Origin of the sequence: Brevundimonas sp. (genome assembly GCF_051858995.1) — a bacterium.
Lineage (GTDB): Bacteria > Pseudomonadota > Alphaproteobacteria > Caulobacterales > Caulobacteraceae > Brevundimonas.
Genome location: NZ_JBHYGN010000004.1, coordinates 26,600 through 52,756 on the forward strand (window position 1 = coordinate 26,600; position 26,157 = coordinate 52,756).

23 protein-coding genes and 1 pseudogene are annotated in these 26,157 nt (G+C 68.5%); 12 read left to right on the plus strand and 12 right to left on the minus strand.

The window, feature by feature from the left end:
- The first annotated feature begins 54 nt into the window (after nt 1-54).
- Nucleotides 55-987 (plus strand): NAD(+) diphosphatase, encoded by a 933-nt coding sequence (gene nudC, locus ACTIEF_RS04270; protein WP_439470962.1) that lies wholly within the window; start codon nt 55-57, stop codon nt 985-987.
- A 93-nt stretch (nt 988-1,080) separates the two neighbouring features.
- Here the strand turns inward: nudC and ACTIEF_RS04275 are convergent, their stop codons facing one another.
- Nucleotides 1,081-1,803, minus strand: a complete 723-nt coding sequence (locus tag ACTIEF_RS04275; protein WP_439470963.1) for a 3-deoxy-manno-octulosonate cytidylyltransferase — start codon at nt 1,801-1,803, stop codon at nt 1,081-1,083.
- A 150-nt stretch (nt 1,804-1,953) separates the two neighbouring features.
- Between ACTIEF_RS04275 and ACTIEF_RS04280 the strand changes: the two genes are divergently transcribed.
- Nucleotides 1,954-2,667 (plus strand): c-type cytochrome, encoded by a 714-nt coding sequence (locus ACTIEF_RS04280; protein ID WP_439470964.1) that lies wholly within the window; start codon nt 1,954-1,956, stop codon nt 2,665-2,667.
- Between the two features lie 216 nt (nt 2,668-2,883).
- On the opposite strand, the gene ACTIEF_RS04285 is transcribed toward ACTIEF_RS04280, so the two are convergent.
- Both ACTIEF_RS04285 and ACTIEF_RS04290 read right to left on the minus strand, forming a co-directional pair.
- Nucleotides 2,884-3,657 carry a C40 family peptidase gene (locus tag ACTIEF_RS04285; RefSeq protein WP_439470965.1) on the minus strand — a complete coding sequence of 258 codons (774 nt, stop codon included), beginning with the start codon at nt 3,655-3,657 and terminating at the stop codon, nt 2,884-2,886.
- A gap of 168 nt (nt 3,658-3,825) precedes the next feature.
- Entirely contained in the window at nt 3,826-5,205 is a 1,380-nt protein-coding gene (locus tag ACTIEF_RS04290) for a leucyl aminopeptidase family protein (RefSeq protein WP_439470966.1), read from the minus strand.
- A gap of 74 nt (nt 5,206-5,279) precedes the next feature.
- On the opposite strand from ACTIEF_RS04290, the gene ACTIEF_RS04295 reads away from it, so the two are divergent.
- From ACTIEF_RS04295 to thrS, 5 genes are all read left to right on the plus strand, one after another.
- The gene (locus tag ACTIEF_RS04295) at nt 5,280-6,113 is read left to right on the plus strand and encodes a tetratricopeptide repeat protein (protein ID WP_439470967.1); all 834 of its coding nucleotides are present in this window, start codon (nt 5,280-5,282) and stop codon (nt 6,111-6,113) included.
- 39 nt (nt 6,114-6,152) lie between these two features.
- Nucleotides 6,153-6,815: an HAD-IA family hydrolase gene (locus tag ACTIEF_RS04300; protein ID WP_439470968.1), complete on the plus strand. Its 663-nt coding sequence runs from the start codon at nt 6,153-6,155 to the stop codon at nt 6,813-6,815.
- An 82-nt stretch (nt 6,816-6,897) separates the two neighbouring features.
- Nucleotides 6,898-7,380 carry an iron-sulfur cluster assembly scaffold protein gene (locus tag ACTIEF_RS04305; RefSeq protein WP_439470969.1) on the plus strand — a complete coding sequence of 161 codons (483 nt, stop codon included), beginning with the start codon at nt 6,898-6,900 and terminating at the stop codon, nt 7,378-7,380.
- 45 nt (nt 7,381-7,425) lie between these two features.
- A complete protein-coding gene (gene yidD / locus ACTIEF_RS04310; RefSeq protein WP_439470970.1) occupies nt 7,426-7,686 on the plus strand; it encodes a membrane protein insertion efficiency factor YidD in 261 nt (86 codons plus the stop codon).
- Nucleotides 7,683-9,611 carry a threonine--tRNA ligase gene (gene thrS / locus ACTIEF_RS04315; RefSeq protein ID WP_439470971.1) on the plus strand — a complete coding sequence of 643 codons (1,929 nt, stop codon included), beginning with the start codon at nt 7,683-7,685 and terminating at the stop codon, nt 9,609-9,611. The genes yidD and thrS overlap by 4 nt, the downstream gene beginning before the upstream one ends.
- A gap of 180 nt (nt 9,612-9,791) precedes the next feature.
- Here the strand turns inward: thrS and phnE are convergent, their stop codons facing one another.
- The 5 genes and pseudogenes from phnE to ACTIEF_RS04340 form a co-directional block, all read right to left on the minus strand.
- A complete protein-coding gene (gene phnE, locus ACTIEF_RS04320; protein ID WP_439470983.1) occupies nt 9,792-10,550 on the minus strand; it encodes a phosphonate ABC transporter, permease protein PhnE in 759 nt (252 codons plus the stop codon).
- 231 nt (nt 10,551-10,781) lie between these two features.
- A pseudogene (phnD, locus tag ACTIEF_RS04325) lies at nt 10,782-11,636 on the minus strand (phosphate/phosphite/phosphonate ABC transporter substrate-binding protein); the annotation flags it as partial.
- Between the two features lie 50 nt (nt 11,637-11,686).
- Nucleotides 11,687-12,691 (minus strand): phosphate/phosphite/phosphonate ABC transporter substrate-binding protein, encoded by a 1,005-nt coding sequence (gene phnD, locus ACTIEF_RS04330; protein WP_439470972.1) that lies wholly within the window; start codon nt 12,689-12,691, stop codon nt 11,687-11,689.
- On the minus strand, nt 12,688-13,485 hold the full coding sequence (gene phnC, locus ACTIEF_RS04335; RefSeq protein ID WP_439470973.1) for a phosphonate ABC transporter ATP-binding protein: 798 nt from the start codon (nt 13,483-13,485) through the stop codon (nt 12,688-12,690). The genes phnD (ACTIEF_RS04330) and phnC overlap by 4 nt, the downstream gene beginning before the upstream one ends.
- Nucleotides 13,486-13,609: 124 nt before the next feature.
- Nucleotides 13,610-16,393: a M16 family metallopeptidase gene (locus ACTIEF_RS04340; protein ID WP_439470974.1), complete on the minus strand. Its 2,784-nt coding sequence runs from the start codon at nt 16,391-16,393 to the stop codon at nt 13,610-13,612.
- 260 nt (nt 16,394-16,653) lie between these two features.
- On the opposite strand from ACTIEF_RS04340, the gene ACTIEF_RS04345 reads away from it, so the two are divergent.
- From ACTIEF_RS04345 to ACTIEF_RS04365, 5 genes are all read left to right on the plus strand, one after another.
- Nucleotides 16,654-17,919, plus strand: coding sequence for a type III PLP-dependent enzyme (locus ACTIEF_RS04345; RefSeq protein ID WP_439470975.1), 1,266 nt, complete (start codon nt 16,654-16,656; stop codon nt 17,917-17,919).
- A gap of 123 nt (nt 17,920-18,042) precedes the next feature.
- Nucleotides 18,043-19,095, plus strand: a complete 1,053-nt coding sequence (locus tag ACTIEF_RS04350) for a 1,9-bis(guanidino)-5-aza-nonane synthase (RefSeq protein WP_141627881.1) — start codon at nt 18,043-18,045, stop codon at nt 19,093-19,095.
- A 224-nt stretch (nt 19,096-19,319) separates the two neighbouring features.
- Nucleotides 19,320-19,664 carry a ribonuclease gene (locus ACTIEF_RS04355; RefSeq protein ID WP_439470976.1) on the plus strand — a complete coding sequence of 115 codons (345 nt, stop codon included), beginning with the start codon at nt 19,320-19,322 and terminating at the stop codon, nt 19,662-19,664.
- A gap of 110 nt (nt 19,665-19,774) precedes the next feature.
- Nucleotides 19,775-20,257 carry a hypothetical protein gene (locus ACTIEF_RS04360; RefSeq protein ID WP_439470977.1) on the plus strand — a complete coding sequence of 161 codons (483 nt, stop codon included), beginning with the start codon at nt 19,775-19,777 and terminating at the stop codon, nt 20,255-20,257.
- A complete protein-coding gene (locus tag ACTIEF_RS04365; protein WP_439470978.1) occupies nt 20,239-21,015 on the plus strand; it encodes a PA-phosphatase in 777 nt (258 codons plus the stop codon). Before ACTIEF_RS04360 ends, ACTIEF_RS04365 begins: the two co-directional genes overlap by 19 nt.
- Here ACTIEF_RS04365 and aguB read toward each other — a convergent pair.
- From aguB to ACTIEF_RS04385, 4 genes are all read right to left on the minus strand, one after another.
- Nucleotides 21,012-21,920 carry an N-carbamoylputrescine amidase gene (aguB, locus tag ACTIEF_RS04370; protein WP_439470979.1) on the minus strand — a complete coding sequence of 303 codons (909 nt, stop codon included), beginning with the start codon at nt 21,918-21,920 and terminating at the stop codon, nt 21,012-21,014. The genes ACTIEF_RS04365 and aguB overlap by 4 nt on opposite strands.
- Entirely contained in the window at nt 21,917-22,312 is a 396-nt protein-coding gene (locus ACTIEF_RS04375; protein ID WP_439470980.1) for a four helix bundle protein, read from the minus strand. The genes aguB and ACTIEF_RS04375 overlap by 4 nt, the downstream gene beginning before the upstream one ends.
- Entirely contained in the window at nt 22,309-23,310 is a 1,002-nt protein-coding gene (locus ACTIEF_RS04380) for an agmatine deiminase family protein (RefSeq protein WP_439470981.1), read from the minus strand. Before ACTIEF_RS04380 ends, ACTIEF_RS04375 begins: the two co-directional genes overlap by 4 nt.
- A 131-nt stretch (nt 23,311-23,441) precedes the next feature.
- On the minus strand, nt 23,442-25,820 hold the full coding sequence (locus ACTIEF_RS04385) for a TonB-dependent receptor domain-containing protein (protein WP_439470982.1): 2,379 nt from the start codon (nt 25,818-25,820) through the stop codon (nt 23,442-23,444).
- Between the last annotated feature and the right edge of the window lie 337 nt (nt 25,821-26,157).

Sequence of the window (26,157 nt, forward strand, 5' to 3'; positions counted from 1 at the left end):
GATATGGCGGTTTGGGCTCGCCGATGCAAGCACAGCCTTGCTAGAAGACGGCTCATGCCCCTGACCGCCCAGAACACCTTCGCCGGCAATCCGCTTGATCGGGCGGGGGACCGACGGAACGATCCCGCATGGCTGGCCGAGCAGGAAGCCAATCCCGAAGCGCTGGCGCTGGCCATGTGGCAGGGCAAGCCGCTGGTCGAGGACCATGCGGACGGGCCGCGCCTGCAATGGCTGTCGCTGGGTCACGCCCGCGACGTCGTGCCGGACCGCGAGGTGTTTCTGGGCCTGTGGAAGGACGCGCCCGTCTTCGCGGTGGAGGTCGAGAGCCCCATCGATCCGGCGACCGGTCCGCTGCAGGGCATGGGCGCCTTCATGGATATGCGCGAGGCGGCGGGGGTGCTGTCGGGCGCGGACGCGGCCATGGCCGGGCTGGCCAAGAGCCTGTTCGACTGGCGCGCCCGGCACGGCTTCTGCGCCGCCTGCGGCCACGCCAGCGACACGGCGTCGGGCGGCTGGAAACGCATCTGTCCGGCCTGCAAGACCGAGCATTTCCCGCGCGTGGACCCGGTCACCATCATGCTGGCCATCCATAAGGGCGGGGTGGAAGACCGCTGCCTGCTGGGCCGTCAGGCGGCCTGGCCCGAGGGGCGGATGTCGGCGCTGGCGGGCTTCCTGGAGCCGGGCGAGAGCATTGAGGAAGGCTGCGCCCGCGAGATCGAGGAAGAGGCCGGGCTGACGGTGACGCGGGTCCGCTATCACTCCAGCCAGCCCTGGCCCTTCCCGTCGCAACTGATGATCGGCCTGTTCGCGGAGGTGGACAGCGACGACGCGCGGCCGGATCAGACGGAGCTGGAGGCGGTGGCGTGGCTGACGCGGGCGGAGGCCGCCGAAGTGCTGGCCGGGACACATCCGAGCATCAAGGCGCCGCCGAGGATCGCTATCGCGCGCACGCTGTTGCAGGCGTGGGTGGATGGGTTCGATCTGTAAGCGCCCCGGTGAAAAGTGAGCAGAGTGAGCGAAGGCGTGAGCAAGCAACCCGCTCACTACTTGCTCACTAGCACGACCTGCTCACCGCCACTTTCACGCGAGAGCCCGCGCCGCCTCCAGATCCCCCGGATTGTCGACCGAGAGCGGGGCCTCGTCGATGACGGCGGCCCAGATCTGCAGGCCCATCTCCAAGGCGCGGAGCTGTTCCAGCTTTTCGCGCTTCTCCAGCGGCGACGGCGGGGCGGCGCAGAATTTCAGCAGGGCCTCGCGGCGGTAGCCGTACAGGCCGATGTGGCGCCAGATCGGCGCGTCGCCGTACAGGGTCGAGCGGGTGAAATAGAGGGCCTGGCCGTGGCGCTCGCCCTCAGTCAGGGCGACGACGGCCTTGACCACGTCCGGGTTGGACCGGTCCGAGACGTCGGCCTCGCGCGCGACCAGGGTGGCGATGTCGCACTGGGGCTGGCCATGCAGCAGGGCGGCGCAGGCGGTGGCGAGGCCCGGATCGGCGAAGGGCATGTCGCCCTGCAGATTGATCACCGCGTCATGGACGCCGTCGGGATCGATGGCCTCCAGCGCGGCGCGGATGCGGTCCGAGCCCGAGGGCAGGTCCGGGTCGGTCAGGACGGCGACGCCGCCGATGGCCTCGATGGCGTCCACGATCTCCTGATCCCCCGCCGCCACGGCCACCGGCAGGCCCGACAGGGCGGCCTGCTCATAGGCCCGCACAATCATGGGCTTGCCGCCGATGTCAGCCAGCGGCTTGTCCGGCAAACGGGTCGCCGCCATGCGAGCGGGAATCATTATCAACGGATTCATCGGTCTGCCTCGCTGCCTGCGACGCCGGACCGTTTGAAAGGTCGCTCCGGCCCGGTTGCGAAGGCCGCGCTACCGTGTAAGAGACGCCCACGCAAGAATTCGCCCGCCGTTCATTCGGCCGGGCCCTAACGTACGGGATGCGACGACGCGATGAGCGGCAGTCTGAACGGCAACAAGATTCTCGGCGCCGCCCTGGCGACCGCCTTCGTCATCGTCGGCGTGCAACAGGTGACGGGCGCGATCTATCACACCGAAGCCCCTGAAAAGATGGGCTACTTCGTGGACGCGCCGGAAGAAGCCGCCGGTGGCGCGGCCGAAGTGGTCCTGCCGCCGGATTGGGGCACCGTCCTGCCCGCCGCCGACCTGGCCGCCGGTGAAGCCGCCTTCGCGCGCTGCCAGGCCTGCCACGACGCGCACCAGGGCGGCGCCGACAAGATCGGCCCGAATCTGTGGGCCGTCGTCGGCGGCCCGGTCATGCACCGCGCGGGCTTCGCCTATTCGGACGCCATGAGCGCCCACAAGGCCGAGGCGCCGAACTGGGGCTATGACCAGCTCGACCAGTTCATCACCGCTCCGGCCCGCTATGTGCCGGGCACCAAGATGTCGTTCGCCGGCATCCGCGACCAGCAGACCCGCATCAACCTGATCGCCTGGCTGCGCACGCAAGGGTCGGGCGGCTTCGCCATCCCGGCGCCGGATCCCGCCCGTCAGCCGGGCGCCGCCGTTCCGGCGGAAGGCGCGGCTCCGGCCGAGGGTGAAGCGGCTCCGGCTGAAGGCGCCGCCGCCACCGAGGGCGCGGCTCCCGCCGCCGCTCCGGCCGCCCCGGCGACCACGCAAGCGACCCCCGCCGCTCCGGCCCACTAAGGTCCGCGACAGATACGGAAAGGCCCCGCTGGAAACGGCGGGGCCTTTTTCGTTTGGGGCTGAACCTCTCCCTCCCCGTCCCGGGGAGGGTGGCTGAGCGCAGCGAAGCCGGGTGGGGAGGGCCGGGGTGACGGGAGCGCGACGGCCTCGCTGAGCCGCCCCCACCCGTCGGCTTCGCCTTCTCCCTCCCCGGGACGGGGAGGGAGAAGGCTTGAGCTACAGCCTTCTGAACACCGCCGCCCTGAAGCCGTCCGCCGCATAGCGGGCCTCGGCTTCGGCGAGCGGCTCGATGACCACCGCGCCGTGATGGCCGGTGGCGTGCAGGACGCGGTCGGCGTCGAGCAGAATGGCCGAGTGGCCGTTCCACGGCCCCATGTCGTCGTGCAGCCAGATGACCAGATCGCCACGGCGGGCGTCGGCCTGGGTGACCTCGCGGCCCAGTTCGGCCTGCTGGTCGGGATAGCGGGGCGCGGCGCGGCCGCAGGCGTAGAGGGCCTGTTGCACCAGACCGGCGCAGTCCGTGCCGCGCGAGCTGCGGGCGCCGGGGACGTGGGGGACTCCCAGCAGGCGCTCGGCCACGGCGACCGGATCGCGCTCGAAGGCGCCGACGGGCTGGAAGCTGGGATCCTCGCCCTCGATAACCAGGGCGTTCAGCGGTAGGGCGGCGTCAACGGCGGCGACGCGAGCGGCGGGCAGGACCACACCCTCGGTCAGGTCCACGCGGGCGACCCAGCCGACCACGCCGTCCCGCCGCGCGCGACCCCACAGGCGGTCGCCGTCGGCGTCCAGAACGTCGAAAATCTCACCGAAGATCAGCTGGTCGATGCGCGCGCCGGTCTCGCCATTCACATCGGCCACGGGCGCGGTGCAGCGCATCGCCCGGGTCGCGCGATAGGTCGTGGCGGAAACCACACCCTCCAGCGCCTGCTCGGCCAGATCGGGCCGGGCCAGCGTCGTGCGGGGGTCGAGGATGTCGGCGGCTGCGGTCAAACGAGGCTCATCCGGTTGAGCCAGCCTTGTAACGCGCGGTGGTGGAGGGGCGGTTAACGCGGCCTCGGAGAGAGGGATTAGGGACCAGGGATTGGGGATTAGGTCTGACGGAGCACGGACGACCCGCCTGAGCGACCCTCGAACTACCTAATCCCTAATCCCTCATCCCTACGCCGCGAAGCGGCGCTTCAGCATCTCGAACGACGCCCGCAGGCCCTGCGCCTCGCCACCTTCGGGCCAGCCGGGGCGGGCGCGGGGGTTCCAGGCGAAGATGTCCATGTGCGCCCAGGCGCCGGTCTCGGGCGCGAATTTCTGCAGGAAGAGGGCGGCGGTGACCGAACCGGCCTGGGCCCAGGCGGCGGGATCGTTGCGCAGGTCCGCGATCTCGGCCTCGAGCGCGGGCTTGTAGCCGGGCCAGAGCGGCATCCGCCACAGGGGGTCGCCGACGGCGGCGGCGGCGCTGAGCATGTCGGCGGCCAGCGCCTCGTCATCGGTGTAGAGCGGCGGCAGCTCCGGCCCCAGGGCCATGCGGGCGGCGCCGGTCAGGGTGGCGAAGTCCAGGGTCAGGTCGGGCTGGTGCTCCGCCGCGCGGGTCAGGACGTCGGCCAGGATCAGGCGGCCCTCGGCGTCCGTATTGCCGACCTCGATGGTCAGGCCCTTGCGGGTGTGGAGCACGTCGCCCGGGCGGAAGGCGTCGCCGGAGACGGCGTTCTCGACCGCCGCGACCAGCACCACCAGCCGGACCGGCAGCCCGGCCTGGGTGATCAACCGGGCCAGCCCCAGCACATGGGCCGAGCCGCCCATATCCTTCTTCATGTTGCGCATGCCCGCGGCGGGCTTGAGGTCCAGGCCGCCGGTGTCGAACACCACCCCCTTGCCGACCAGCGCCACCAGCGGCAGGTCGGTCTGATCGAGGTTCCAGCCGATCTCGATCACACGCGGCGCCCGGTGCGGGACGGCGGCGCGACCGACGGCGTGGACGGACGGATAGTTCTCCTCCAGCAGGGCGTCCCCGGTGATGACGGTGATCGCCGCTCCGGCGCTTTCGGCGATCTCGCGCGCGATGGTCTCGATCTGCAACGGCCCCATGTCGGCGGCGGGGGTATCGACCATCTCGCGGGTCAGGGCGCAGGCGGCGGCGATGTCGAGTAGCGGCTGCACGTCCACGCCGGGGACGGCGAGGCGGGCCCCGCTTGCGGGCCAGCTCTTGTAGCGATCAAACCGATAGGCCCCCAGCGCGAAGGCCAGCGCCGCCTGCGAGGCGGCCTCGCCCTCGACGCCGTCGAGACGCCACAGACCGGCGGGCAGTTTCGCGGACAGGGCGCGGGCGCTGAGCGGCTCGAACCGGTCGCCCGCGCCGAACAGGGCGCCGACAGGTGCGCCGTCCGCGCCGGGGAGCAGTAGGAACTGGCCCGCCTTGCCGGTGAAGTCATTGGCGACGGCCCAGGCCGCTTCGGCGCCCGACAAGGCCTGATCCCTGCCCACGACGCGCACCGGCAGCGCGCCCGTGACGTCGGCGATCAGGAGGTCGGGGTGAAGAACGGACATGGCGACGGCCTTTGTTAACCAGCAGTTGACGCGGAAGACCGATTCTTGAGGCGATCTTTCCGGAGCGCCTTCCCATGTCGCGCACGACCGCCCGTCTCGCAACCGTCGTCCTGTTCGCCGCCCTCGCCACGCCCGCGCTGGCGCAGCAGCAGCCCGCCGCCCAGCCCGCCCAAGCGCCCGCCGCGCCGCGCCCGATGCCCGCGCCGGCCACCGCCGAGGCCCGCGCCGCCGCCGACCGCGCCGACGCCCTGACCCGATCGGTGTTCTGGACGCAGGAGGCCGAGATTTCGCCGAACGACCCCATCGCGGGCGTGAAGGCGTCGCAAGCCCTGCGCGAACTGGGCCGCTATGACCAGTCGGCGGACATGGCCCAGCGGGTGCTGATGGTCCAGCCGGACAACTATGACGCCATGCTGGAGGTCGGCCGCGGCCACATCGCGCGCGGGCAGGCCTTCTACGGCATTCAGGCGCTGGAGAAGGCGCGCGACGCCCGCCCCGGCGACTGGCGCCCGTGGTCCCTGCTGGGCACGGCCTATGAGCAGGTGCGCCGCGCCGACGACGCCCGCGCCGCCTGGGCGCAGGCGCTGGCCATCTCGCCCGAGAACCCCGACGTCCTGACCAATATGGCCGTCTCGGCCATGGCCAAGGGCGACAACGCCGCCGCCGAACCCCTGCTGCGTCGCGCCGCCGCCCAGCCGGGCGCCTCGCTGAAGGTGCGGCTGAACCTGGCCATGGTGCTGGGCCTGACCGGCAGGATGGGCGAGGCGGAACAGATCCTGCGCCGCGACCTGCCGCCGGAACAGGCGGACAGCAATCTGGCCTGGCTGAACGCGCGCCTCGCCGGTGGCTCGCCACAGGCGGTCGCCGCCGCGCCGGGCCGGACCTGGGGTTCGCTGCAGGGAGGGTAGAGCGGTTGTTCCCGGACGGCCCCTGTGGTGAACAGGAGCATGGCCTCCCCTCCCCCGGCTTCGCCCCGCCTCTGGCAGGCGTTCCTGTTCGACATGGACGGAACCCTGATCACCTCCACCGCCGCCGCCGAGCGCGTCTGGTCCCGCTGGGCCGAACGGCACGGGCTGGACGTCGCGACCTTCATCCCGACCATCCACGGCGTCCGCGCCGCCGACACCATCCGCAAGCAGAACCTGCCGGACATCGACCTTGAGGCCGAGGTGGCCTGGGTCGAGCGAGGCGAGATCGAGGATGTGGACGGCGTCCTCCCCATCGCCGGGGCCATCGACTTTGTGAAGCGCCTCCCGCCGGACCGCTGGGCCGTGGTCACCTCGGCCACCGTGCCGCTGGCCGAGGCGCGGCTGAAGGCGGCGGGCGTGACGCCGCCCGCCCTGATGATCACCGCCGAACAGGTCGAGCGCGGCAAGCCGGACCCGGCGGGCTATCGGCTGGCGGCCGAACGGCTGGGCGTCGACATCGCCGACTGTCTGGTGTTCGAGGACGCCGAGGCGGGGATCAAGGCCGGTGAAGCCTCGGGCGCGGACGTGGTCGTGGTGACGGCGGCGTGGACACATCCGCTTCAGACCGTCCATCCGAAACTGGCGGACTATGGCGAGGTGACGCTGGAGATCGGGGCGGACGGGATGCGGCTGACGCTCTAACCCCTCGCCCTTGGGGAGAGGGACCTGAACGAGAAGGCTTGAGACCTTCCCTCCCCTGCTCCCAGGCCTTATCTTTCACCGCATGATCGACGAGCTCTACAGCGCGCGCATCCTGTCGCTGGCGGCGAACCTGCCGCACAGCGGGCGTCTGGTCGCGCCGCAAGGCACCGGCGAGCGGGTGGCCAAGCTGTGCGGGTCCAAGGCCGTCGTCGATGTGACGCTGGACGCCGAGGGGTGGATCGAAAGCTTCGCCCAGGACGTGAAGGCTTGCGCCCTTGGTCAGGCCGCCGCGGGCGTGCTGGGGCAGAGCGTGATCGGCGCGAGCGAGCCGGAGCTGGTCGCCGCGCGCGACGCCATGCTGGCCATGCTGAAGTCCGGCGGCGAAGGTCCTGGGGGCCGGTTCGAGGGTCTGCGCGCCCTGAAACAGGTCGCCGACTATCCCGCGCGCCACGCCTCGACCATGGTCGCCATTGAGGCGACGCTGGAGGCCGTGCAGCAAGCCCAGATCCGGACTTTGGCCCGCAAGACCCCCGACACACGAACTAGGCTCGCCGGCGCGGCCTGATGACGGCTTGTCCTGACCGTAGCCACGGTCGATAAGCGCGGCGACATGGCCTCCGGCGATACCCTTTATGAACGCGGCGTCCGCCTGGCCCATCGTGGGTACAAGGTGACGCTGTCGCCCCTGATCGGGCAGCAGTGCCGGTTCCGCCCGACCTGCTCCGACTATGGCCGGGACGCGCTGATCCAGCACGGACCGATCAAGGGGGGATGGCTCACCGTCCGACGCCTCTGTAAATGCCATCCCTTCAGCGGCATGGACTGGAAGTATGATCCGGTGCCGCCGCCGCCCGAAAAGACAGACCGATGATCGAACTCAAATTCCCCGACGGCGCCAGCCGACAGTATGACGACGGCGCCACGGGCCGTGACGTCGCCGCCTCCATCTCCCCCTCGCTGGCCAAGCGCGCGGCGCTGGTCGAGATCAACGGCCAGCAGTGGGATGTCGACCGTCCGCTGGAGAGCGGCGGCGACTTCAAGCTGATCATGCGCGACGACCCCGACGCGCTGGAGACCATCCGCCACGACGCCGCGCACATTCTGGCGCAGGCCGTGCAGGAGCTGTTCCCCGGCACCCAGGTGACCATCGGCCCGGCCATCGAGGACGGGTTCTATTATGACTTCTTCCGCGAGGAGCCCTTCTCGACGGACGACTTCACCGCGATCGAGAAGCGGATGGCCGAGATCGTCGACCGCGACGAGAAGCTGGTCCGCGAGGTCTGGGACCGCGACGACGCCGTGGCGATGTTCGAGGCCAAGGGCGAGAAGTTCAAGGCCGAACTGATCCGCGACCTGCCCGCCAGCGAGACGATCACCGTCTATCGCACGGGGACCTGGGCCGACCTGTGCCGGGGCCCGCACTTCCCCTCGACCAAGTTCGTCGGCAAGGCCTTCAAGCTGACCAAGGTGGCCGGGGCCTACTGGCGCGGTGATTCCAAGCGCGAGCAGCTGCAGCGCATCTATGCGACGGCCTGGGCCACCCAGGCCGACCTGGACGCCTACATGCTGCGTCTGGAAGAGGCCGAGAAGCGCGACCACCGCAAGGTCGGCAAGGCCATGGAGCTCTTCCACATGCAGGAAGAGGGCCGGGGCATGGTCTTCTGGCATCCCAAGGGCTGGGTCCTGTGGCGCGTGCTGGAAGCCTATATGCGCCGCCGCCTGGACGCCGCCGGCTATGTCGAGGTGAAGACCCCGCAGGTGCTGGACCGGAAATTCTGGGAACAGAGCGGCCACTGGGACAAGTACCGCCCCAACATGTTCGTCTGCGAGACGGTCGAGGGCGAGGAACTGAGCCTGAAGCCGATGAACTGCCCGGGCCACGTGCAGATCTTCGACCAGGGCCAGCGCTCGTACCGCGAACTGCCGTTGCGCATGGCCGAGTTCGGCGCCTGCCACCGCTATGAGCCGTCGGGCTCGCTGCACGGCCTGATGCGGGTGCGCGGCTTCACCCAGGACGACGCCCACATCTTCTGCCGCGAGGATCAGATCGTCGAGGAGACGGCCGAGTTCATCAAACTGGCCCGCAGCGTCCACGCCGACCTCGGCATGGAGACCGCCTATATCAGCCTGGGCACCCGCCCCGAGAACCGCGCCGGCACGGACGAGTTCTGGGACAAGGCCGAGGCCCTGATGGCCGACGCCGCCCGCGCCGCCGGAACCGAGCCGGTCGTGACCGAAGGCGACGGCGCCTTCTACGCGCCCAAGCTGGACTTCATCGTCAAGGACGCCATCGGCCGCGAATGGACCTGCGGCACGATCCAGCTGGACTATGTGCTGCCGGAACGTCTGGATGCGACCTACATCGCCGAGGATGGCCAGAAGCACCGCCCGGTGATGCTGCACCGCGCGATCCTGGGCTCGTTCGAGCGCTTCATCGGCATCATGATCGAGAACTACGCCGGGGCCTTCCCGCTGTGGCTGGCGCCGACGCAGGCCGTAGTGGCGACCATCGTCTCGGACGCCGACGACTACGCCCATGAGGTGGTGGCCAAGTTCAAGGCCGCCGGTCTGCGCACCGAGATCGACCTGCGCAACGAGAAGGTCGGCTACAAGGTGCGTGAGCACTCGGTCGCCAAGGTCCCGGTCATCGCCGTCGTCGGCAAGAAGGAGGCCGAGGAAGGCAAGGTCGCCATCCGCCGCCTCGGCTCGCAGGCGCAGGAGGTGGTCACCGTCGAGGAAGCCATCCACATCCTGACCGACGAGGCGACGCCTCCGGATCTGAAGCGCGCGGGCTGATCCGGAAAGGTAAGCAAGGGGTGCTAGTGAGCGAAGGGGTGAGCCGCCAAAGTGCGTTTCTGCGCCATCCTTCCGCTCACTTCTCGCTCACTTTTCACTCTTCACCACCGCAATCCTGAAACAGGAAGCCCGCCCCGTGATCCACGGGGCGGGCTTTTTCGTGCGTCGATGGCGAACGGCTCAGAGGAGCCGCTTGCGCATCGCCTGGGACAGCATGTCGATCAGGGTGACGGCCACGACGATGATGATCGCGATGGTCGAGACCTTGGAATATTCGAAGGCTTGCAGGCTTTCGAACAGGGTCTGGCCGATGCCGCCCGCGCCGATCAGGCCCAGCACGGTGGCCGCGCGGCTGTTCGATTCGAAGCGGTACAGGGCGAAGGAGGTCCACAGCGGGGCCACCTGCGGGATGACGCCCCAGGCGATCTCGTGCAGCCCCCCGGCGCCGGTGGCCTTCACGCCCTCGATCGGACCCTTGTCGATCGACTCGACCGCTTCCGAGAACAGCTTGGCCAGCACGCCCGCGGTGTTCAGTGCGATGGCGAGGACACCGGCCAGCGGGCCGAGACCCACGGCGACGATGAACAGGGTGGCCACGACCAGATCGGGCACCGAGCGCAGCAGGTCCATCACGCGACGCACCGGCCAGACCAGCCAGGCGGGCGACAGGTTGCGCGAGGCCATCAGGCTGAGCGGGATGGCGATGAACACCGCCAGGAAGGTGCCCCACAGGGCGATCTGCACCGTCAGCCACATCTGGCCGACCAGCAGACGCCACTGGCTGAAGTCCGGGTTCAGGAAGGCCGCGCCGTAGCGCTGCATCTTCTCGGGCGCGGAGAACAGGTTGCCGATCTTGGGCAGGTCCACGGCGCCGACCGCGGCCAGCAGGATGATGGCGAAGCCGCCCCACAACAGGACGTCGAGCGACCAGGCGGCCATCGACTTCTTCGGCGGGGTCGGGACGACGTTCGGATCGCTCGGCGCCGGAGCCGGCTTGGGCAGGACGTTCAGGACGATGGCCAGCAGCACCAGCACCCCGATCAGGGCGAAGGGCGCCCAGCGACCGATCTGGTCCTTCTTAGACGGCGGGGCGACTTCCGACGGACGGCCTTCCCGGCGCGCCTGGTCGGCCTTCATCTCGCGGATCGGGTCGAGGTAGCTGTTATCAGCGGCGCGGAACTGGGAGTAGTTCAGCTTGGTCATCACCTCGCGCTGGCGCGCGACGTCGGGGCCGTAGCCCTGACCGTAGGTGACGAAGAACTGGCGGATCCTGGCCTTGACGTCGGCGGGCAGGTCGCCCCGGATCAGGATGCCGGATTCCGGAATGGGCGGCGATTCCCAGATCACCTCGATCTGGTCGGCGATCTGCGGGTTCTCGCGGCGCAGGAAGACGGTGTTGACCGAGTTCGAGGTCGCCACGTCGACCAGTCCGTTGGCGATGGCGAACGAGTTCGCCTGGTGGCTGGCGGAGCGAACGGTCGAGAAGCAGGTGCGCGGGTCGATGTTCCTCGGGCTGAAGAAATAGGTCATCGGGGCGAGCGTGCCCGAGGTCGACTGGGCGTCACCAATGCCGAAGCTGTAGCGCTTACCGCAGCGTTCGACGTCGGCCAGGGTGATGCCCGAGCCTTTCTTCACGATCAGGGACGAGACGTAGGAGTCCTTGCCCTCGACATCGACAGTGCGGGCCACGACCTCCGCGCCGGCGCGGTCGATGGCCTGAACGGCGGGCAGGGCCGAGAACCAGCCGATCTGGGCCTGGTCGGCGGTCATGGCCTCGACCAGGACGCTGTAGTTCGAGCCGAAGATGGGCTCGACCGGAATGCCGAGGTCGCGCTCCAGATCATCCAGCAGCGGCTGCCACATCGGACCGGACGAGGCCTGGCCTTCCGCCGACAGGATGGTGAAGACGAGCTTCTGCGGACGCTGCTGCGCGCGGGCATCGGAGGGGACCGTGGTCAGTCCGAGGACGACGACGGCGAGCGCCAGAACGGCGGCGAAGACAGTACGAAGGCGGCTCATGCCCATGGCTTTCCGGAACGCGCCCGCGAGGGCGGCTGGGGTGGTCTTAAGGGGGCTCACGGCTGAACCTCACGTCGTTTCGCCCGAAGGCGAGTCAGTTCCTGCTCGGCCGCGGCGACGCCGGCGGCGTCCCGTTCGGCGCGGGCGGCGATCAGCCGCTGGTCGGCCATCATTTCCCGGATCGGGTCCAGATAGTCGTCGTCGGCGGGATTGAAGCGGGAGTAGCGAAGACCGGCCAGAACGCGACGCTGGCGCTCGGCCTCGACGCCGCTGCCCTGTCCATAGGTCAGGAAGAAGCTGCGTATCTTTTCCTTCAGCGCCGGGTCGAGGTCCTCGCGCACCACGATCCCGCCCTCGGGCAGCGGGGGCGATTGCCAGATGATCTGGATCTGCTCCGCCAGGGTCGGGTTCTGGGCCAGAAGGGCCGCGCCGCTGACGGTGTTGGAGGTGGCCACGTCGAGCACGCCCGAGGCGACCTCGAAGGCGTTGCGCTCATGATTGGCTGGACGGACGCTGCGGAAGCAGCGGTCCGGGTCGATCCCGCGCGGAGTGAACAGATAGGTCAGCGGCGCGAGGGTGCCCGAGGTCGATTGGGCGTCCCCGATGCCGAAACTGTAGCGCCGACCGCAGGCCATGACGCTGTCCAGCGTGATGCCCGAGCCCGTCTTGACGATCAGGGTGGCGCGATAGCTGTCCTGCCCGACCTGGTTGACCGTGCGGGCGATCAGCTCGGCCCCGGCCTGATCGATGGCGTCGATGGCGGGTTGGGCCGAGAACCAGCCGGCCTGGGTCTCGCCACGCTTCATGTCCTCGACGAGGTCGGCGTAGGTCGAGGCGAAATGCGGCTTCACCGGCGCGCCGACGGCCTTGGCCATGTCGTCGAGCAGAGGCTGCCAAAGGGGCGCGGCGGAGGCCTGGCCCTGAGCGGAAAGGATGGAGAAGGTCACGGTCTGGGCGGGGACGCCCGAGACATGCTGACGCTCGCCGCAGCCGGTCAGGCTCAGCGCGGCGACGGCGAGAACGCCGACGCCGGTTCGGCGAGCCCAGCCGGAAAGGATCATGCCTTGGCTTCCCAGAAGGCGTCCTCGAATTCCGGGCCGTAGATTTCGATCAGGCGCGCGGTGTCCAGACCGGTCGACGGGCCGTCGTAGACGATCTTGCCCGCCTGCAGGGCGATGACGCGCTCGCAGTAACGGATGGCGTAGTCGACCTGGTGCAGGGTGACGATGACACCGAGGCCGTCGCGCTGGTTCAGCTCGACCAGCAGCTCCATGACCTTGCGGGCCGAAACCGGGTCCAGCGAGGCGACGGGTTCATCGGCGAGGATGGCCTGGGCGCCCTGAACGATGGCGCGGGCGATGGCGCCGCGCTGCTGCTGGCCGCCCGACAGGGTGTTCGCGCGCTGGGCCGCATAGTCGGACACGCCGACGCGGTGCAGGGCGGCCATGGCCTTGTCCTTGTCCGCCGACGGCCAGGCGCCGAGCAGGCCGCGCCAGCCCGGGAGACGACCGAGCGCGCCCAGCATGACGTTGGAGAACAGCGACAGGCGGCCGACCAGATTGAACTGCTGGAAGATCATGCCCAGCTTCTGGCGCGCGTTGCGGACCTTGCCGGTCACGCGACCATCCTTCTGGACCACCTCGCCGAAGACGGAGATCGTCCCCTTGCCCGAGTCGATCGACTGCAGGCCGGTGATCGAGCGCAGGAGGGTCGACTTGCCGGACCCGGACGGGCCGATCAGTGCGACCATCTCGCCGGCGCCCACCTCGACGGAGACGCCGTTCAGGGCCTTTCGGGCGCCGAACGTCTTGGACACGTCCTTGACGGACGCGACGGCTGCGGTGGCTGAGGTCATGAGCACGCGGGGATGCGGTTGCAAAAGGGCGCGCCGCATCGCCCGTGAAGGCGTGCGAGGCAAGTCTTAATGACACGCCTGCGTCGTTTTCGTCCAGCGGAACGGCGCCCGCGACACGTCGCCCCTACTGCGCCGCCCGCACCTCGACCGGCAGGCCGAGGGCCTCCAGCTGGGGCCGGACGGTGGCCGCGTCGCCGACGATCACCCAGACGAAGGGGGCCTGGCCCAGCAGGCGGCGGGCCTCGGCGTCCAGCGCCGCTTGGTCCAGTCCCTGATAGCGCGGAGCCAGGGTCGTCCAGTAGTCATCCGGGCGGCCGTACAGGGCCATCGACCGCAGGGCGCCGAGCAGGGCCGCCGAGGTCTCGAATTGACCCGGGAGCTGGCGGACGTTGGCGTTGACGATCCGCTCGCGCTCGGCGGGTGAAACGCCCCGCTCGCCGAGGAAGGCGCGGTACTGGTCCATCAGCACCTGCACCGACTCGCCGGTACGGTTCGACTGGACCGGAGCCGAAATGACGTAGGGCACCTGCTGCTCCAGCCCGGCGGCCGAGCCGCTGAGGCCGTAGGACCAGCCGCGGGTCTCGCGGATGTCCTGATTGATGCGCGACAGGAAGCCCGAGCCGATGGCCTCGTTGGCGGCGTTGAAGATCACCCGGTCCTGATGGCCGGTTGTCGGCAGGACCATGGCCCCTATGATGATCGACTGCGGCGACTGGGGCCGGTCCACAAGCACGATGCGCGGTTGGGCGGCCGGGATGGCGGCGTCGAAATTCTTCACCCCGGGCGGCGTGGCCGAGGGCACCCAATGGCCCAGATGCGTATCCAGAAGGGCGGCGACCTCCGACAGGGGCTTGTCCGAAACGACGAAGATCTGGGCCGTATCCGGGCGGATCCAGTTGGCGTGGAAGGCCAGCAGGTCCTCGCGGCTGATTGCGCCGACGGTCTCGGGCGAACCGAGGCCGGTCATCGGGCGGCCGTACGGGTGGTCGGCGCCGTAGACCAGGGCGGGCCAGGCGCGGGCGGCCATGCCGTTGGGCGAGCTGCGCTCCTGGGCGATGGAGGCCAGTTGCTGGGCGCGACGGCGCTCGATATCCGCCGGCCGGAAGGCGGGACGGCGAATGATGTCGCCGAGCAGGGCCAGAGACGGATCGAGGTTGGCGCTGGGCGAAGTCAGGCTGACGACCGTCCGGTCCATGGAGGCGCCGGCGCTGACGGAGGCGCCCAGCTGTTCCTCGCGCTCGGCGATCTGGGCGGCGTCGCGATCGCCGGCGGCCTCCTTGAGCAGGCCCAGCATCAGGCTCTGCGTGCCCAGCTCATCCGCCGGATCAGCGGCGAGACCGGCGTTGAACTCCACCGCCACCCGGGTGATCGGCACCGTGGTGGAGCGCAGGTAGATGACCTCAATCCCGTTCGACAGACGCATCCGCTCCGTGGTCGGGAAGACCAGAGGCCGCATTTCGCCGACCGCCGGCATGGGCGCGCGCGGGGTGATCGGCAGGGGCTGGGCGGGCGCGGGCGGCGGGCGGTTGTCCGCCGCCTCGACATAGGCCTCGCGCTCGCCGGGCTCGACCCGGATGGCTAGGGTCGGACGGCTGAGCCAGCGCTGCATCGCCGCCTTCACCGAGGCGGGGGTCACGGCGCCGTAGGCGGCCAGCTGGCGGCGATAGAAGCCGGGATCGTCGGCATAGAGCTCGCCCTCGGCCAAGGTCACTGCCTTGCCGCTGAAGCCGCCGGTGGGTTCCAGCGCCTGCAGGGTCTGGGAGATGCGGCGGGTGACCGCGCGCTCGACCTCGGCCTGGGTCGGGCCATTGGCGATATAGTCGGCCAGCAGTTGATCCAGCCGGGCCGAGACCGCGTCGGCGTCGCCGCCGGGCTTCACGTTCACATCCAGATCGAACATGCCCAGCCGCTGGAAGGGCTGATAGCTGGAACTGACCGAGGTGGCCGTCTCCTCGCCGCGCACCAAGGCGTTGTCCAGACGCGAACTGGCCAGACCGCCGAAGATGCTGGCGGCGATATCCAGCGACGCCGCCTCTTCCGACAGCAGGCCCGGCACCACCCAGGTGCGGCTCAGCTGGGTGTTCGGCACCCGGTCATGCAGCAGCTTGTCCACGCGCGCGGGCAGGGTCGGGATGTAGGCCTGCGCCGGCTCGTTCTGCGCCCCGCGCGGGATGTGGCCGAAATAGCGGTTCACCAGCGTCCGGGCCGTCGGAACGTCGATGTCCCCCGCCAGCACCAGCACGGCGTTGTTCGGGCCATAGTTGTCACGGTGCCACTGGCGAAGGTCTTCCAGACTGGCGGCGTCCAGATCGGCCATCGAGCCGATGGTCGAGTGGCGATAGGGGTGGCCTTCAGGGAAGAGGGTCTCCAGCACGGTGTAGTAGACGAGGCCATAGGGCTGGTTGTCGCCCTGACGTTTCTCGTTCTGGACGACCCCGCGCTGGTTATCGAGCCGCTCCTGGCTGAGCGCGCCCAGCAGGTGGCCCATCCGGTCGCTCTCCATATAGAGCGCCTGCTCGACCGCCGAGGTCGGGACGGTCTGGAAGAAGTTGGTGCGGTCGAACCAGGTGGTGCCGTTCCAGTCGGTGGCGCCCATGGCCCGCAGGGGCTCCATCAGGCCGCCGGGCACGTTCTCGGTCGGATTGAACAGGCCGATGTGTTCGAACAGGTGGGCGTAGCCGGTCTGGCCCTGCGGCTCGTCCTTGGAGCCGACATTGTACCAGGCGTGGATCGCCACGACCGGCGCCTTGCGGTCGGTGTGGACGATGACCCTCAGACCGTTGTCGAGGGTGAACTCCTCGAACGGGATGTCGACGCTGCGGGCCAGCTCCGAGGCCGGGACCTGGGCCATGGCCTGCCACGGCGTGACGGCGAGAAAGACGGCGGCGAGAAGAGCGGCGCGGCGCATGATTACAGTCCCCCGAAGTGATCGTCGGCCGGGACGGTAACAGCGCTCTGTGACGCCACAAGTTACGACTGTGTCACACGTCGCGGCCCAGCTCCGTCCGCACGCTGACAAATGTCGTGCAAACTCAACGGCTGCCTAGAAAAAACCTCTTTACATGACAGTCGTATGACCTCATATCGCGCCTTCCGGCGGACCCCGTAGGTCTAACGTTGCGCTGCTAACGCCGGTCTGGGTTTAACAATTACAGGGGTTTACGTGAATTGCGCACGTACCAACTTCCCCTGGACCTGGTCCGCGAGCGGTCCCCTGAACGTCCCGTCGCCCTCGTGCGACCGCGTTCGGTTTCCGTAGCGGCGCGCTGGTTCCAGGACAATCTGAAAGCTGACGTCTTCTATGCGGTGAAGGCGAACCCCTCGCGCTGGGTCATCGAGACCCTGATCGAGGCGGGCGTCACCGCCTTCGACGTGGCCTCCATCGCCGAGATCGAACTGGTTCGTTCGGTCAGCCCTGACGCACGTCTGGCCTTCATGCACCCGGTCAAGAGCCGCGGCGCGATCACGAAGGCCTATTTCGACTACGGCGTCCGCACCTTCTCGCTCGACAGCCATGACGAGCTGAGGAAGATCATCGACTGCACCGGCGGCGCGAACGATCTGAACCTGCTGGTTCGGATGGGCGTCTCGGCCGACGGCGCGGCCTATTCCCTGTCGGGCAAGTTCGGCGTCACGCCGGACCAGGCTCCGTCGCTGCTGCTGGCCACCCGCCAGGCGGTGAAGGACGGCCTGATGGGCGTCTGCTTCCATGTTGGTTCGCAGTGCATGCGCCCGTCCGCCTATGAGGCCGCCATGGCCCAGGTCGGCCGCGCCATCAGCCGCGCGGGCGTGTTCGTGGACATCGTCGATGTCGGCGGCGGCTTCCCCTCGGTCTACCCGGGCATGGTCCCGCCGGACATGAGCGAATACGCCGACGCCATCCACCGCGGCTTCCGCGAAATGCCCGTGTCGGAAACGACCGAGCTGTGGTGCGAGCCTGGCCGTTCGCTGGTCGCCGAATCCTCGTCGGTCCTGTGCCGCGTCGATCTGCGCAAGGGCGACGCCCTGTATCTGAACGACGGCTCGTACGGCTCGCTGTTCGACGCGACCCACTCGCGCTGGCCCTTCCCGACCAAGCTGGTTCGGGACGGCGACAGCGCCTCGGACCTGAAGCCCTTCCGCTTCTACGGCCCGACCTGCGACTCGATCGACCACATGCCGGGCCCGTTCTGGCTGCCGTCGGACGTGCAGGAAGGCGACTTCATCGAGATCGGCATGCTTGGCGCCTATGGCGTCGCCATGACGACCGGCTTCAACGGCTATGGCGAGCATGACATCGCCGCGGTCGAGGACGCCCCGATGGCTTCGCTTTACGGCCTGGCGCCTCGCTCCATCCCGACCGTGCGCACCACGGCGGAAGAGCAGGCCCGCAAGGTCGTTCGCCTGTCGCGCCCGAAGGGCAAGGCCGGACAACGCAAGAAGTCGCGTCGGTAAAACAGTCACGCTGACGCGAAAGCGTCGCTCAGGCGTTCCATACAACAGCGGCCCGTCGCTCCGTCCGGGCCGCTGTTTCCTATTCAAACGACGGGCGCTCAAAACCAAAGGGAAACCCTTGCAATGAACGCTCCCGTTCAATCGAACCAGAAGGCCCAGTTGCTCCAGAACACGGTGGAGCACGTCGACATCACCTCGTTCGACGCCCGTCCGATCATCGACAGCATGCGCAAGATGTCGTTCTCGTCGCGCGACACCGCCCGCGCCGCCGACATTTTCAACATGGCGCTGGAAGACAAGGACTGCTCGCCGTGGCTGATCCTGGCCGGTTCGACCTCGGCCGGCGGCTGCATGCACGTGTACCGCGACATGGTGAAGTTCGGCATGATCGACGCCGTGGTCGCCACCGGCGCCTCGATCGTCGACATGGACTTCTTTGAAGCCCTCGGCTTCAAGCACTATCAGGCCGCCGGCGAGGTGGACGACAACGTCCTGCGCGACAACTACATCGACCGGATCTACGACACCTACATCGACGAGGAAGAGCTCCAGGCCTGCGACCACACCATCCTGGAGATCTGCAACCGTCTGGAGCCGCGCGGCTACTCGTCGCGTGAGTTCATCTGGGAGATGGGCAAATGGCTGTCGGAAGGCAACGCCAAGAAGCCCGGTTCGCTGATCCAGACCGCCTATGAAGAAGGCGTGCCGATCTTCTGCCCGGCCTTCGTCGACTCCTCGGCTGGTTTCGGTCTGGTCAAGCACCAGAAGGAGCGCATGGCCGAGGGCAAGCCCTACCTGATGATCGACGCGGTCGCCGACTTCCGCGAACTGACCGACATCAAGATCGCCGCCGGCGTCACCGGCCTGTTCATGGTCGGCGGCGGCGTGCCGAAAAACTTCGCGCAGGACACCGTCGTCTGCGCCGAAATCCTCGGCATCGAGGCCGAGATGCACCGCTACGCCGTGCAGATCACCGTCGCCGACGTGCGTGACGGCGCCTGCTCGTCCTCGACGCTCAAGGAAGCCGCCTCGTGGGGCAAGGTCCAGACCACGCACGAGCAGATGGTCTTCGCCGAAGCCACCACGGTCGTGCCGCTGATCGGCTCGGACGCCTATCACCGCGGGACCTGGAAGAACCGCGACAAGCGCCGCTGGGCCAAGCTGTTCGGGAAGTAAAACCAGTTCACGGAATGGAATGGGGGCCGGAGCAATCCGGCCCCTTTTTGCTGCCCGGGATGGCTCACGGTGAAAAGTGCTGGTGAGCAAGAGGTGAGCGAAGTCCACCGGTCGCCGCCAAAGCGGCTCACCTCTTGCTCACGCCTCGCTCACTCTTCACTGCCCCAAGCCGTGGTCGGGAACCGCGCGCGCCGTCGCTCGCTAAGTCCGCGAAGGAGCCCGTGATGACGCACCAGCACCAGCCCCAGCAGGCCGAAGACGCCCGTGAAGCCGATGACGTGGGCGAGAAGCCCGATCTGGGCCGGACGCCGGACGCCCTGATCGACGCCCTGTCCGGCTCGGACATGGGCTCGGACACCCGCGCGGGCTCGCTGGAGGGCGGGGCCGCCACCGGCTCGGACGACGATCCCGATCAGGACGCCGTCAACGAGGCCCTGAGCCGCGAAGGCAAGGCTTCCGCGGCCCCGAAATCCCCGTCCGGCGTGGACCCTAACCCGGTCAATAACACGGGCGAGGACGAGGAGGGCGCCGAGGGCGGGCGCGGCGAGGCGGACGCGGCCACCGGCTGAACACCCCGGCGACCCAATCCGACGCCGGAGGGACCTCAAGCCGCCTTGCCGCCGCCGCATCGTTGGGCCACGGTGAAGCCAACAACCAAGACTGAAGAACAGGGTACGGGATGAAGCGCATGCTTTGGGCCGCCGCGGTGTCGGCGGCCATCGTCATGACCGGTTGCGACAACAACGCCGGAACCGACAAGACCGCGGTCGACGCCCATCCGGCGGAGGCGATGACCGAAGCCGCCGAAGCCGCCGGTCCCGCATCGGCGGCCTCGGCCGCCGCGCCCGCTTCGGCGGACGCCCCCGATTTCGCGGTCATCTATCCGGGAGCCGAGGCGACCGGCCCCGCCACCACGGCCCAAGGCCCCGCCGGTCCCGGCGGCATCCTGAATTTCACGACCGAGGCCACTCCGGACGAGGTTGTGGCCTTCTACCGCGCCCGCGCCGAAGCGGCGGGCCTGACGTCGATCAATGCGATGAACCGGGGCGACGCGCGGGGCTATGCCGCCGGCGACACCCGCAACCGCCTGCTGAACGTGGTCGCCACCCCCGTCGAAGGCAGCCCCACGGACGTCCAGCTGTCGTGGTCGAGCGGCAACTGATCCGCGCCGCGGCGGCGGCAATCCTGATCCTGGTGCCGGGCGCCTGCGTCACCGGCGGCGGGGGCGCCCCCGCCCTGCCCGCCTCCGGCTATCTGGAGGCCGCCGCGCTGGGTGAGCTCGCCGACGGCTTCACCCCCTCTCCCCAGACCCTGACCTGGACTGAGGGCTCGCCCGCCGCCGGACCGGGCACCGACCGCTGGTGGCTGGCCATCGCCCAGGCAGAACTTCGCGCGCCCGACGCCGCCCAGCATTTCGACTGTGTCCTGGGCACGCGCCTGACCGAGGAACCGCGCCCGGCCCTCACCCGGCTGATGAACCGCCTTCTGGTCGACGCCGACAGCCTGACCCGGCGGCTGGCCACCGAACACACCCGTGCCCGCCCCATCGCCGTCGATCCGACCCTTCAGCCCTGCCAGAGGGTCACCGGGGCGATGCGCGACAGCCCCTCATGGCCCGCCAACGGCGCGGTCGCGGGCGCGGCCTATGGCGCGCTGTTCTCCGCCCTCGCGCCCGATCAGGCGGCCGGGTCCCGCGCGCGCGGACGCGATATCGGCCAGAGCCGCGTGATCTGCCGCATGAACTGGCCCGGCGACGTCGCCGACGGCGCGCGGATCGGCGAGGCGCTCTATGCCCGCGTGTCAGCCGCGCCGGGCTTCGCCGCCGATCTGGAGGCCGCCCGCGCGGAGGTCACGACGGCCCGGGCCGAAGGCCTGACCCACCCCTCCTGCGCGTCGGAACGGCGGGCGCTGGCGGATTAAGCCGGGCGGCCGTTGGCCAGCGGGGCGTACAGGTCCGTGCGGCGGTCGCGGAAGAAGCCCCAGGCCGCGCGGTGGCGATCCAGGAAGTCCAGATCGAAGGTGTGCACCAGCACGCCCTCGTCGGTCGCGCCGAAGCTCTCGACCAGATCGCCGCGATGGTTGGCGATGAAGGAGTGGCCGTAGAAGGTCTGGCCCGCCTCGGTCACCTGCTCTTGGCCAATCCGGTTGGCGCCGACGACCGGCACGACATTGGACACGGCATGGCCCTGCATGGCGCGCTGCCACGGGGCGGCGGTGTCCAGGGTGTCGTCATGCGGCTCGGTGCCGATGGCGGTCGGGTACATCAGAATCTCGGCGCCCTGCAGCATCATCGCGCGAGCTGTCTCGGGGTACCACTGGTCCCAGCAGATGCCGACGCCGATGCGGCCGAACTTCGTGTCCCAGACCTTGAAGCCGGTATCGCCGGGTCGGAAGTAGTACTTTTCCTGATAACCCGGGCCGTCGGGGATGTGGCTCTTGCGATAGACGCCCATCAGGCTCCCGTCGGCGTCGATCATGACCAGCGAGTTGAAATAGTGCGGCCCCTCGCGCTCGAAGATCGAGACGGGGATGACCACGCCCAATTCCTTGGCCAGCGGTTGCAGTTGGACGACAGCCGGATGCTCGCGCCAGGCATAGGCGGTTCCGAACCACTTCTCCTCCTGCGAGACGCAGAAATACGGGCCCTGGAACAGCTCGGACGGCAGGATCACCTGCGCGCCCTTGGCGGCGGCGTCCCGTATCAGGGCAACGGTCTTGTCGATGTTCGCCTGAATGTCTTCGGAGGCGTACGAGGTCTGCAGCGCGGCGACGGTGATGGTGCGCGGAGTGGCGAGTGGCGAGTGGCGAGTGGCGAGTGACGTCATGAGCGGCGCTCCTCCAGCTTATTGATGAGGCCGGCGATCATCCGGCTGACTTCGTCTGCTGCATCAAGCAGCGCGGACTGTTGAGCGGTATCAATGTAGGCCAGCCGCCCGGCGATAATGAGTTGGGTCTCCGCTTCGGCGAGAGAGCTTTTGGCAATCAGCAGGAAACGCACGAAATCGCCGGTGCTGCGACGGGTGCACCCTTCGGCGATGTTGGAGGGTATCGACACCGCCGCTCGCCTGATCTGACTGGTCAGACCGAAGCGTTCCTCAGACGGCCAAGTCCCGGTTACCTTGTAGACACTCTCGACCCAGACGACCGCCTTCTGCCAGACCAGCAAGTCGCGGTAGTGACGCGTCTCGCCACTCGCCACTCGCGTCTCGCCACTCATTCCGGCTCCTGCTGGCTGATGCAGTGGAACGAACCGCCGCCCGAGAGGATGGCGATGGACGGCAGGGGGATGATCTCCCGATCCGGATAGACCGTCGCCAGCCCCTCGCAGACCAGACGGGCGGCAGTCTCGTCGCCGTAGGTCGGGACGATGACCGCACCGTTGGCGATGAGGAAATTCATGTGACTGGCGGGGATCGGCTTCTCATCCTCGTCGCCGACGAAGCCGGGCGACGGCAAGGGCAGGATCTTGATCTGGCGGCCTTCGGCGTCGGTCATCTGCGACAGGGCGCGAGCGACCTCGGCATAGACGTCGTCATTGGGATCGCCCTTGCCCCATGCCACCGGGCAGGCCACCACGCCCGGCGCGACGAAGCGAGCCAGATTGTCGACGTGGCCGTCGGTGTGGTCGTTCAGCAGGCCATCGCCCAGCCACAGCACCTTGCGGGCGCCCAGCGCCTCGGTCAGGGCCGCTTCGGCGGCTGCGTCGGTCCAGCCTGTGTTGCGGTTGGCGTTCAGCAGGCACTGGCGGGTGGTCAGGATGGTCCCCTGCCCATCGTGATCCAGCGCGCCGCCCTCGAGGATGAAGTCGTTGTGGTCCAGCGGTACGCCTGAGGCCTCGCCGATCTGGGTCGCGACCGTGTCGTCATGCTCGAGGTCGTACTTGCCGCCCCAGCCGTTGAAGCGGAAGGCGGCGGCGCGGGCCGATCCGGCGCCGAAGATCGGGCCGGTGTCACGCAGCCAGATGTCGCCGAAGCGACCATCGATGACCTGAACCCCGTCCACGTCGGCGAAGCGGGCGCGGGCGTCGTCCAGCGCCTCGGGCTTGCCGACCATCAACTTGACCTGTTCGCGGCCCGGACCGGCCAGCGCGCGGACCAGCGCCTCGACCTCGGCCTGGGCCGGTTCGAGGTTCTCTTCCCACAGCTCGTCATGGCTGGGCCAACCGACCCACATCGCGCGGTGCGGAGACCATTCGGCGGGAACAGGCGTGGTCATGGCAGTCTCCTCGACGCGCGATACGGCGGGACCAGATAGGGGGCTGAGCCCCCCGTCGCAAGCGGCGCAAACGAAAGGGGCGGAGCCTTGCGGCCCCGCCCCCGGTCGTTCCGTCATCTAAAGCCGAAGCCTTAGAAGGCGACGCCCAGCGTCAGCATGACGGCGCGCGGGGCGCCGACGTAGTAGGTGCCCGCGTCACCCGGGTTCTGGGTGCGGATGTCGGACAGGTAACGCTTGTCGAACAGGTTCGACACGTTCAGCTGAACGTAGGTGTCAGCCACCGGCATCCAGGTCGGGGTGTAGCGCAGGTCCAGGTCGAAGACCGTGTAGTCCGGCGCCTTCTCGGTGTTGATGTCGTTGGCCCAACGCTCGCCCACGTACTTGCCTTGCAGGCCGAAGACGAAGTCCGAGATCTCGTACTGGGCACGGATGCCGTACTGCCAGGTCGGGGTCTCGAACAGCTCGTTGCCGGCGGTCGGCAGGAAGATCGGGTTGCCCAGAGCGTCCTCACCGTTCGGCAGGTCGTTCTTGACTTCGCTCTTCACGTAGCTGGCGGTGGCGTACAGGCTGAAGGCTTCAGCTGGCGACCAGCCGATTTGACCGTCGAAGCCCTGCAGGGTCACGTCACCGACGTTGCGGCTGAAGAAGATGTCTTCTTCCTGGTCGAAGGTGCGGACGATGCGGTTCTCGTAGTTCGTCTGCCAGATGGCGGCCGAAGCGATCAGGCCCGACGAGGTGTAGCGGTAGCCCAGGTCGAAGGTCTGGGTCTTTTCGAGAGCCGGGTTCGGCGGGACGCGGTCGTACAGGTCGTCCGTACGCGGAGCCGACAGACCTTCAGCATAGCTGGTGTAGACCGACTGGTTCGGGGCGAAGCGCCAGGTGGCGCCCAGGTTCGGCAGGACGGCGTCGTACTTCTTCTCGAACGACATCGGGCGGCCGTAACGGTTGGCGGCGCTGCTGTTGTACGGGCCGAGGACCGGGAACTGCACGGTGCCGTCAGCATTCACGACGGTCGGCGTGACGTTGGTGCACAGCGCGTTGAAGGTGTCGCGTTGGTAGCAGTAGTTGTTCAGCTCGCGCTTGAAGAACGGAGCGCGGACGCCGATGACCAGGTCAACGGTGTCTTCCATGAACGAGCCGCGATATTCCAGCGAGAACTGGTTCAGGATCGCGTGCGACAGGCGGTCACGGCGGCGCAGGATGCTGCCGTCGGCCAGTTGGACCGGCTCACCGTTACGGCCGGCGAAATCGTCAGCGAAGAAGCCGTTCGACAGGTAGCCCTGTTGACCGGTCTGGCGGTGACGGCCGAACTCATAGGTGTAGGCGGCGCGGACCTGGTGAGAGTCGTTGATGTCCCAGATCAGCGAGGACAGCACGCTGTAGCGGTGCGTGTTGGTGATGTTCGGACGGGCCAGGGTCACCGTGGTGGCGCCCGGAGCGGCGCCGGCCGCCGTGAAGACCATGTTGCCCGAACCGGCGCCGCCGATGGCGTCCAGTTGAGCGCGGGTCCAGCTGTTGTTACCGCCGCCGTGCGCCAGGGTGTACTGGAAGCTCGGGTCGATGGTCAGGCGCAGGCCTTCGGCCAGGGTGAAGCGCGATTGACCGCGGACGTTGCCGGTGTTCGACGGGTTGATGCCGGTCTGGGTCGAGCCCGGAACGTAGTTCGGACGGTTGTAGCCGAGGCCCTGGTTGAACTGGGCCAGCGTGACTTGCTGGTTGCCGAAGAAGTTGCGGTTCTCGTTGTAGTGACCCGACAGGCTGACGAAGTCGCCGTTGTCGCCCAGCGGTTGGTAGATGCGGGCGTTGTACTGGGTCTTGTCGACGCCGAAGAGGGCGTTGAAGTGGTCGTACTCGGTCTGCGAGTACGAGAACCAGGCCGAGGTGCCCCACGGGCCGAACTCGCCGGTGTCCACCATGGCGAAGATACGGGCGAAGCTTTCATCGCCGACCGAGCCGACCAGGGTCACGCCAAAGTCCTTGGCCGGACGACGGGTGACCATGTTGATGGTGCCGCCGGTCGCCGAGGCGGTCGGGCTGTCGACTTCGGTGGTGCCCAGGTTCACGCCGATGCGCGACAGGGTTTCCGGGTCTTGCTGCTGGTTGGTGTAGATGGCGTAGTTGCCGGTGTCGTTCAGCGGGATGCCGTCGACGGTCAGCGACACGCGGGCCGAGTCGAAGCCGCGCATGGTGACGTCACCGCCCGACGAACCGTAGGCGTCGGCGTTGTTGAAGTTCACGCCCGGGACGAGGTTCAGCGAGGCCAGCGGCGATTGGCCGGCGTTCTGGGTTTGCAGGTACTCGCTGGTGATCGTCGCGGTCGAGCGCGGGTTGCGCTGGGCGACGATGGCGCCGTCGATGCCCGAGGTACGGGTGCCGGTCACGATGATCGTGTCCAGCTCGGTGGTTTCCACGGTCTGCGAGCCGGTCGATTGGGCCGAAGCGGCGCCGGCGACCAGGAGGCCGCTGAAGAGGGCGGTCGTCGCCCAGAACACGCGTTTGCGGTTCGTCATTGTCATCTATCCCCGATGAAGTGGGCGGAGGCGCCCGCGACCGGCGGCTGCCGATCGAAATCACGCCCCCCTTAGGCGTGACGTCGGAAAGTGGGACGACACTGATGTGACAGTGATATGACAGCCGAGAGGGGTGGCGCGAGAGCCACACCTTTGTTGCGCCGCGGCGAATGGCCTCTGAAAGCCCGCCACAACGGGATCCGGGCGAAACCGACCGTCGCCGTTCGGTCATTACACCGGGGCAGTAATAGGGCGGCGCACGGACGAAAATCTCTTAGCCGTGTCACAAAAGCAAAACCGCCGGCCCTCTTTCGAGGACCGGCGGCTTCGTAGTCTT

Bases quoted from the DNA above. Each gene is read 5' to 3' on its own strand.
- phnC (WP_439470973.1), bottom strand. From the start codon at position 13,485: ATGACCTCAGCCACCGCAGCCGTCGCGTCCGTCAAGGACGTGTCCAAG.
- ACTIEF_RS04275 (WP_439470963.1), bottom strand. From the start codon at position 1,803: ATGAATCCGTTGATAATGATTCCCGCTCGCATGGCGGCGACCCGTTTG.
- ACTIEF_RS04280 (WP_439470964.1), top strand. From the start codon at position 1,954: ATGAGCGGCAGTCTGAACGGCAACAAGATTCTCGGCGCCGCCCTGGCG.
- ACTIEF_RS04360 (WP_439470977.1), top strand. From the start codon at position 19,775: ATGAAGCGCATGCTTTGGGCCGCCGCGGTGTCGGCGGCCATCGTCATG.
- ACTIEF_RS04350 (WP_141627881.1), top strand. From the start codon at position 18,043: ATGAACGCTCCCGTTCAATCGAACCAGAAGGCCCAGTTGCTCCAGAAC.
- ACTIEF_RS04305 (WP_439470969.1), top strand. From the start codon at position 6,898: ATGATCGACGAGCTCTACAGCGCGCGCATCCTGTCGCTGGCGGCGAAC.
- ACTIEF_RS04300 (WP_439470968.1), top strand. From the start codon at position 6,153: ATGGCCTCCCCTCCCCCGGCTTCGCCCCGCCTCTGGCAGGCGTTCCTG.
- aguB (WP_439470979.1), bottom strand. From the start codon at position 21,920: ATGACGTCACTCGCCACTCGCCACTCGCCACTCGCCACTCCGCGCACC.
- yidD (WP_439470970.1), top strand. From the start codon at position 7,426: ATGGCCTCCGGCGATACCCTTTATGAACGCGGCGTCCGCCTGGCCCAT.
- nudC (WP_439470962.1), top strand. From the start codon at position 55: ATGCCCCTGACCGCCCAGAACACCTTCGCCGGCAATCCGCTTGATCGG.
- ACTIEF_RS04290 (WP_439470966.1), bottom strand. From the start codon at position 5,205: ATGTCCGTTCTTCACCCCGACCTCCTGATCGCCGACGTCACGGGCGCG.
- ACTIEF_RS04355 (WP_439470976.1), top strand. From the start codon at position 19,320: ATGACGCACCAGCACCAGCCCCAGCAGGCCGAAGACGCCCGTGAAGCC.
- thrS (WP_439470971.1), top strand. From the start codon at position 7,683: ATGATCGAACTCAAATTCCCCGACGGCGCCAGCCGACAGTATGACGAC.
- ACTIEF_RS04380 (WP_439470981.1), bottom strand. From the start codon at position 23,310: ATGACCACGCCTGTTCCCGCCGAATGGTCTCCGCACCGCGCGATGTGG.
- ACTIEF_RS04375 (WP_439470980.1), bottom strand. From the start codon at position 22,312: ATGAGTGGCGAGACGCGAGTGGCGAGTGGCGAGACGCGTCACTACCGC.
- ACTIEF_RS04385 (WP_439470982.1), bottom strand. From the start codon at position 25,820: ATGACGAACCGCAAACGCGTGTTCTGGGCGACGACCGCCCTCTTCAGC.
- phnE (WP_439470983.1), bottom strand. From the start codon at position 10,550: ATGGCCGCCTGGTCGCTCGACGTCCTGTTGTGGGGCGGCTTCGCCATC.
- phnD (WP_439470972.1), bottom strand. From the start codon at position 12,691: ATGATCCTTTCCGGCTGGGCTCGCCGAACCGGCGTCGGCGTTCTCGCC.
- ACTIEF_RS04295 (WP_439470967.1), top strand. From the start codon at position 5,280: ATGTCGCGCACGACCGCCCGTCTCGCAACCGTCGTCCTGTTCGCCGCC.
- ACTIEF_RS04340 (WP_439470974.1), bottom strand. From the start codon at position 16,393: ATGCGCCGCGCCGCTCTTCTCGCCGCCGTCTTTCTCGCCGTCACGCCG.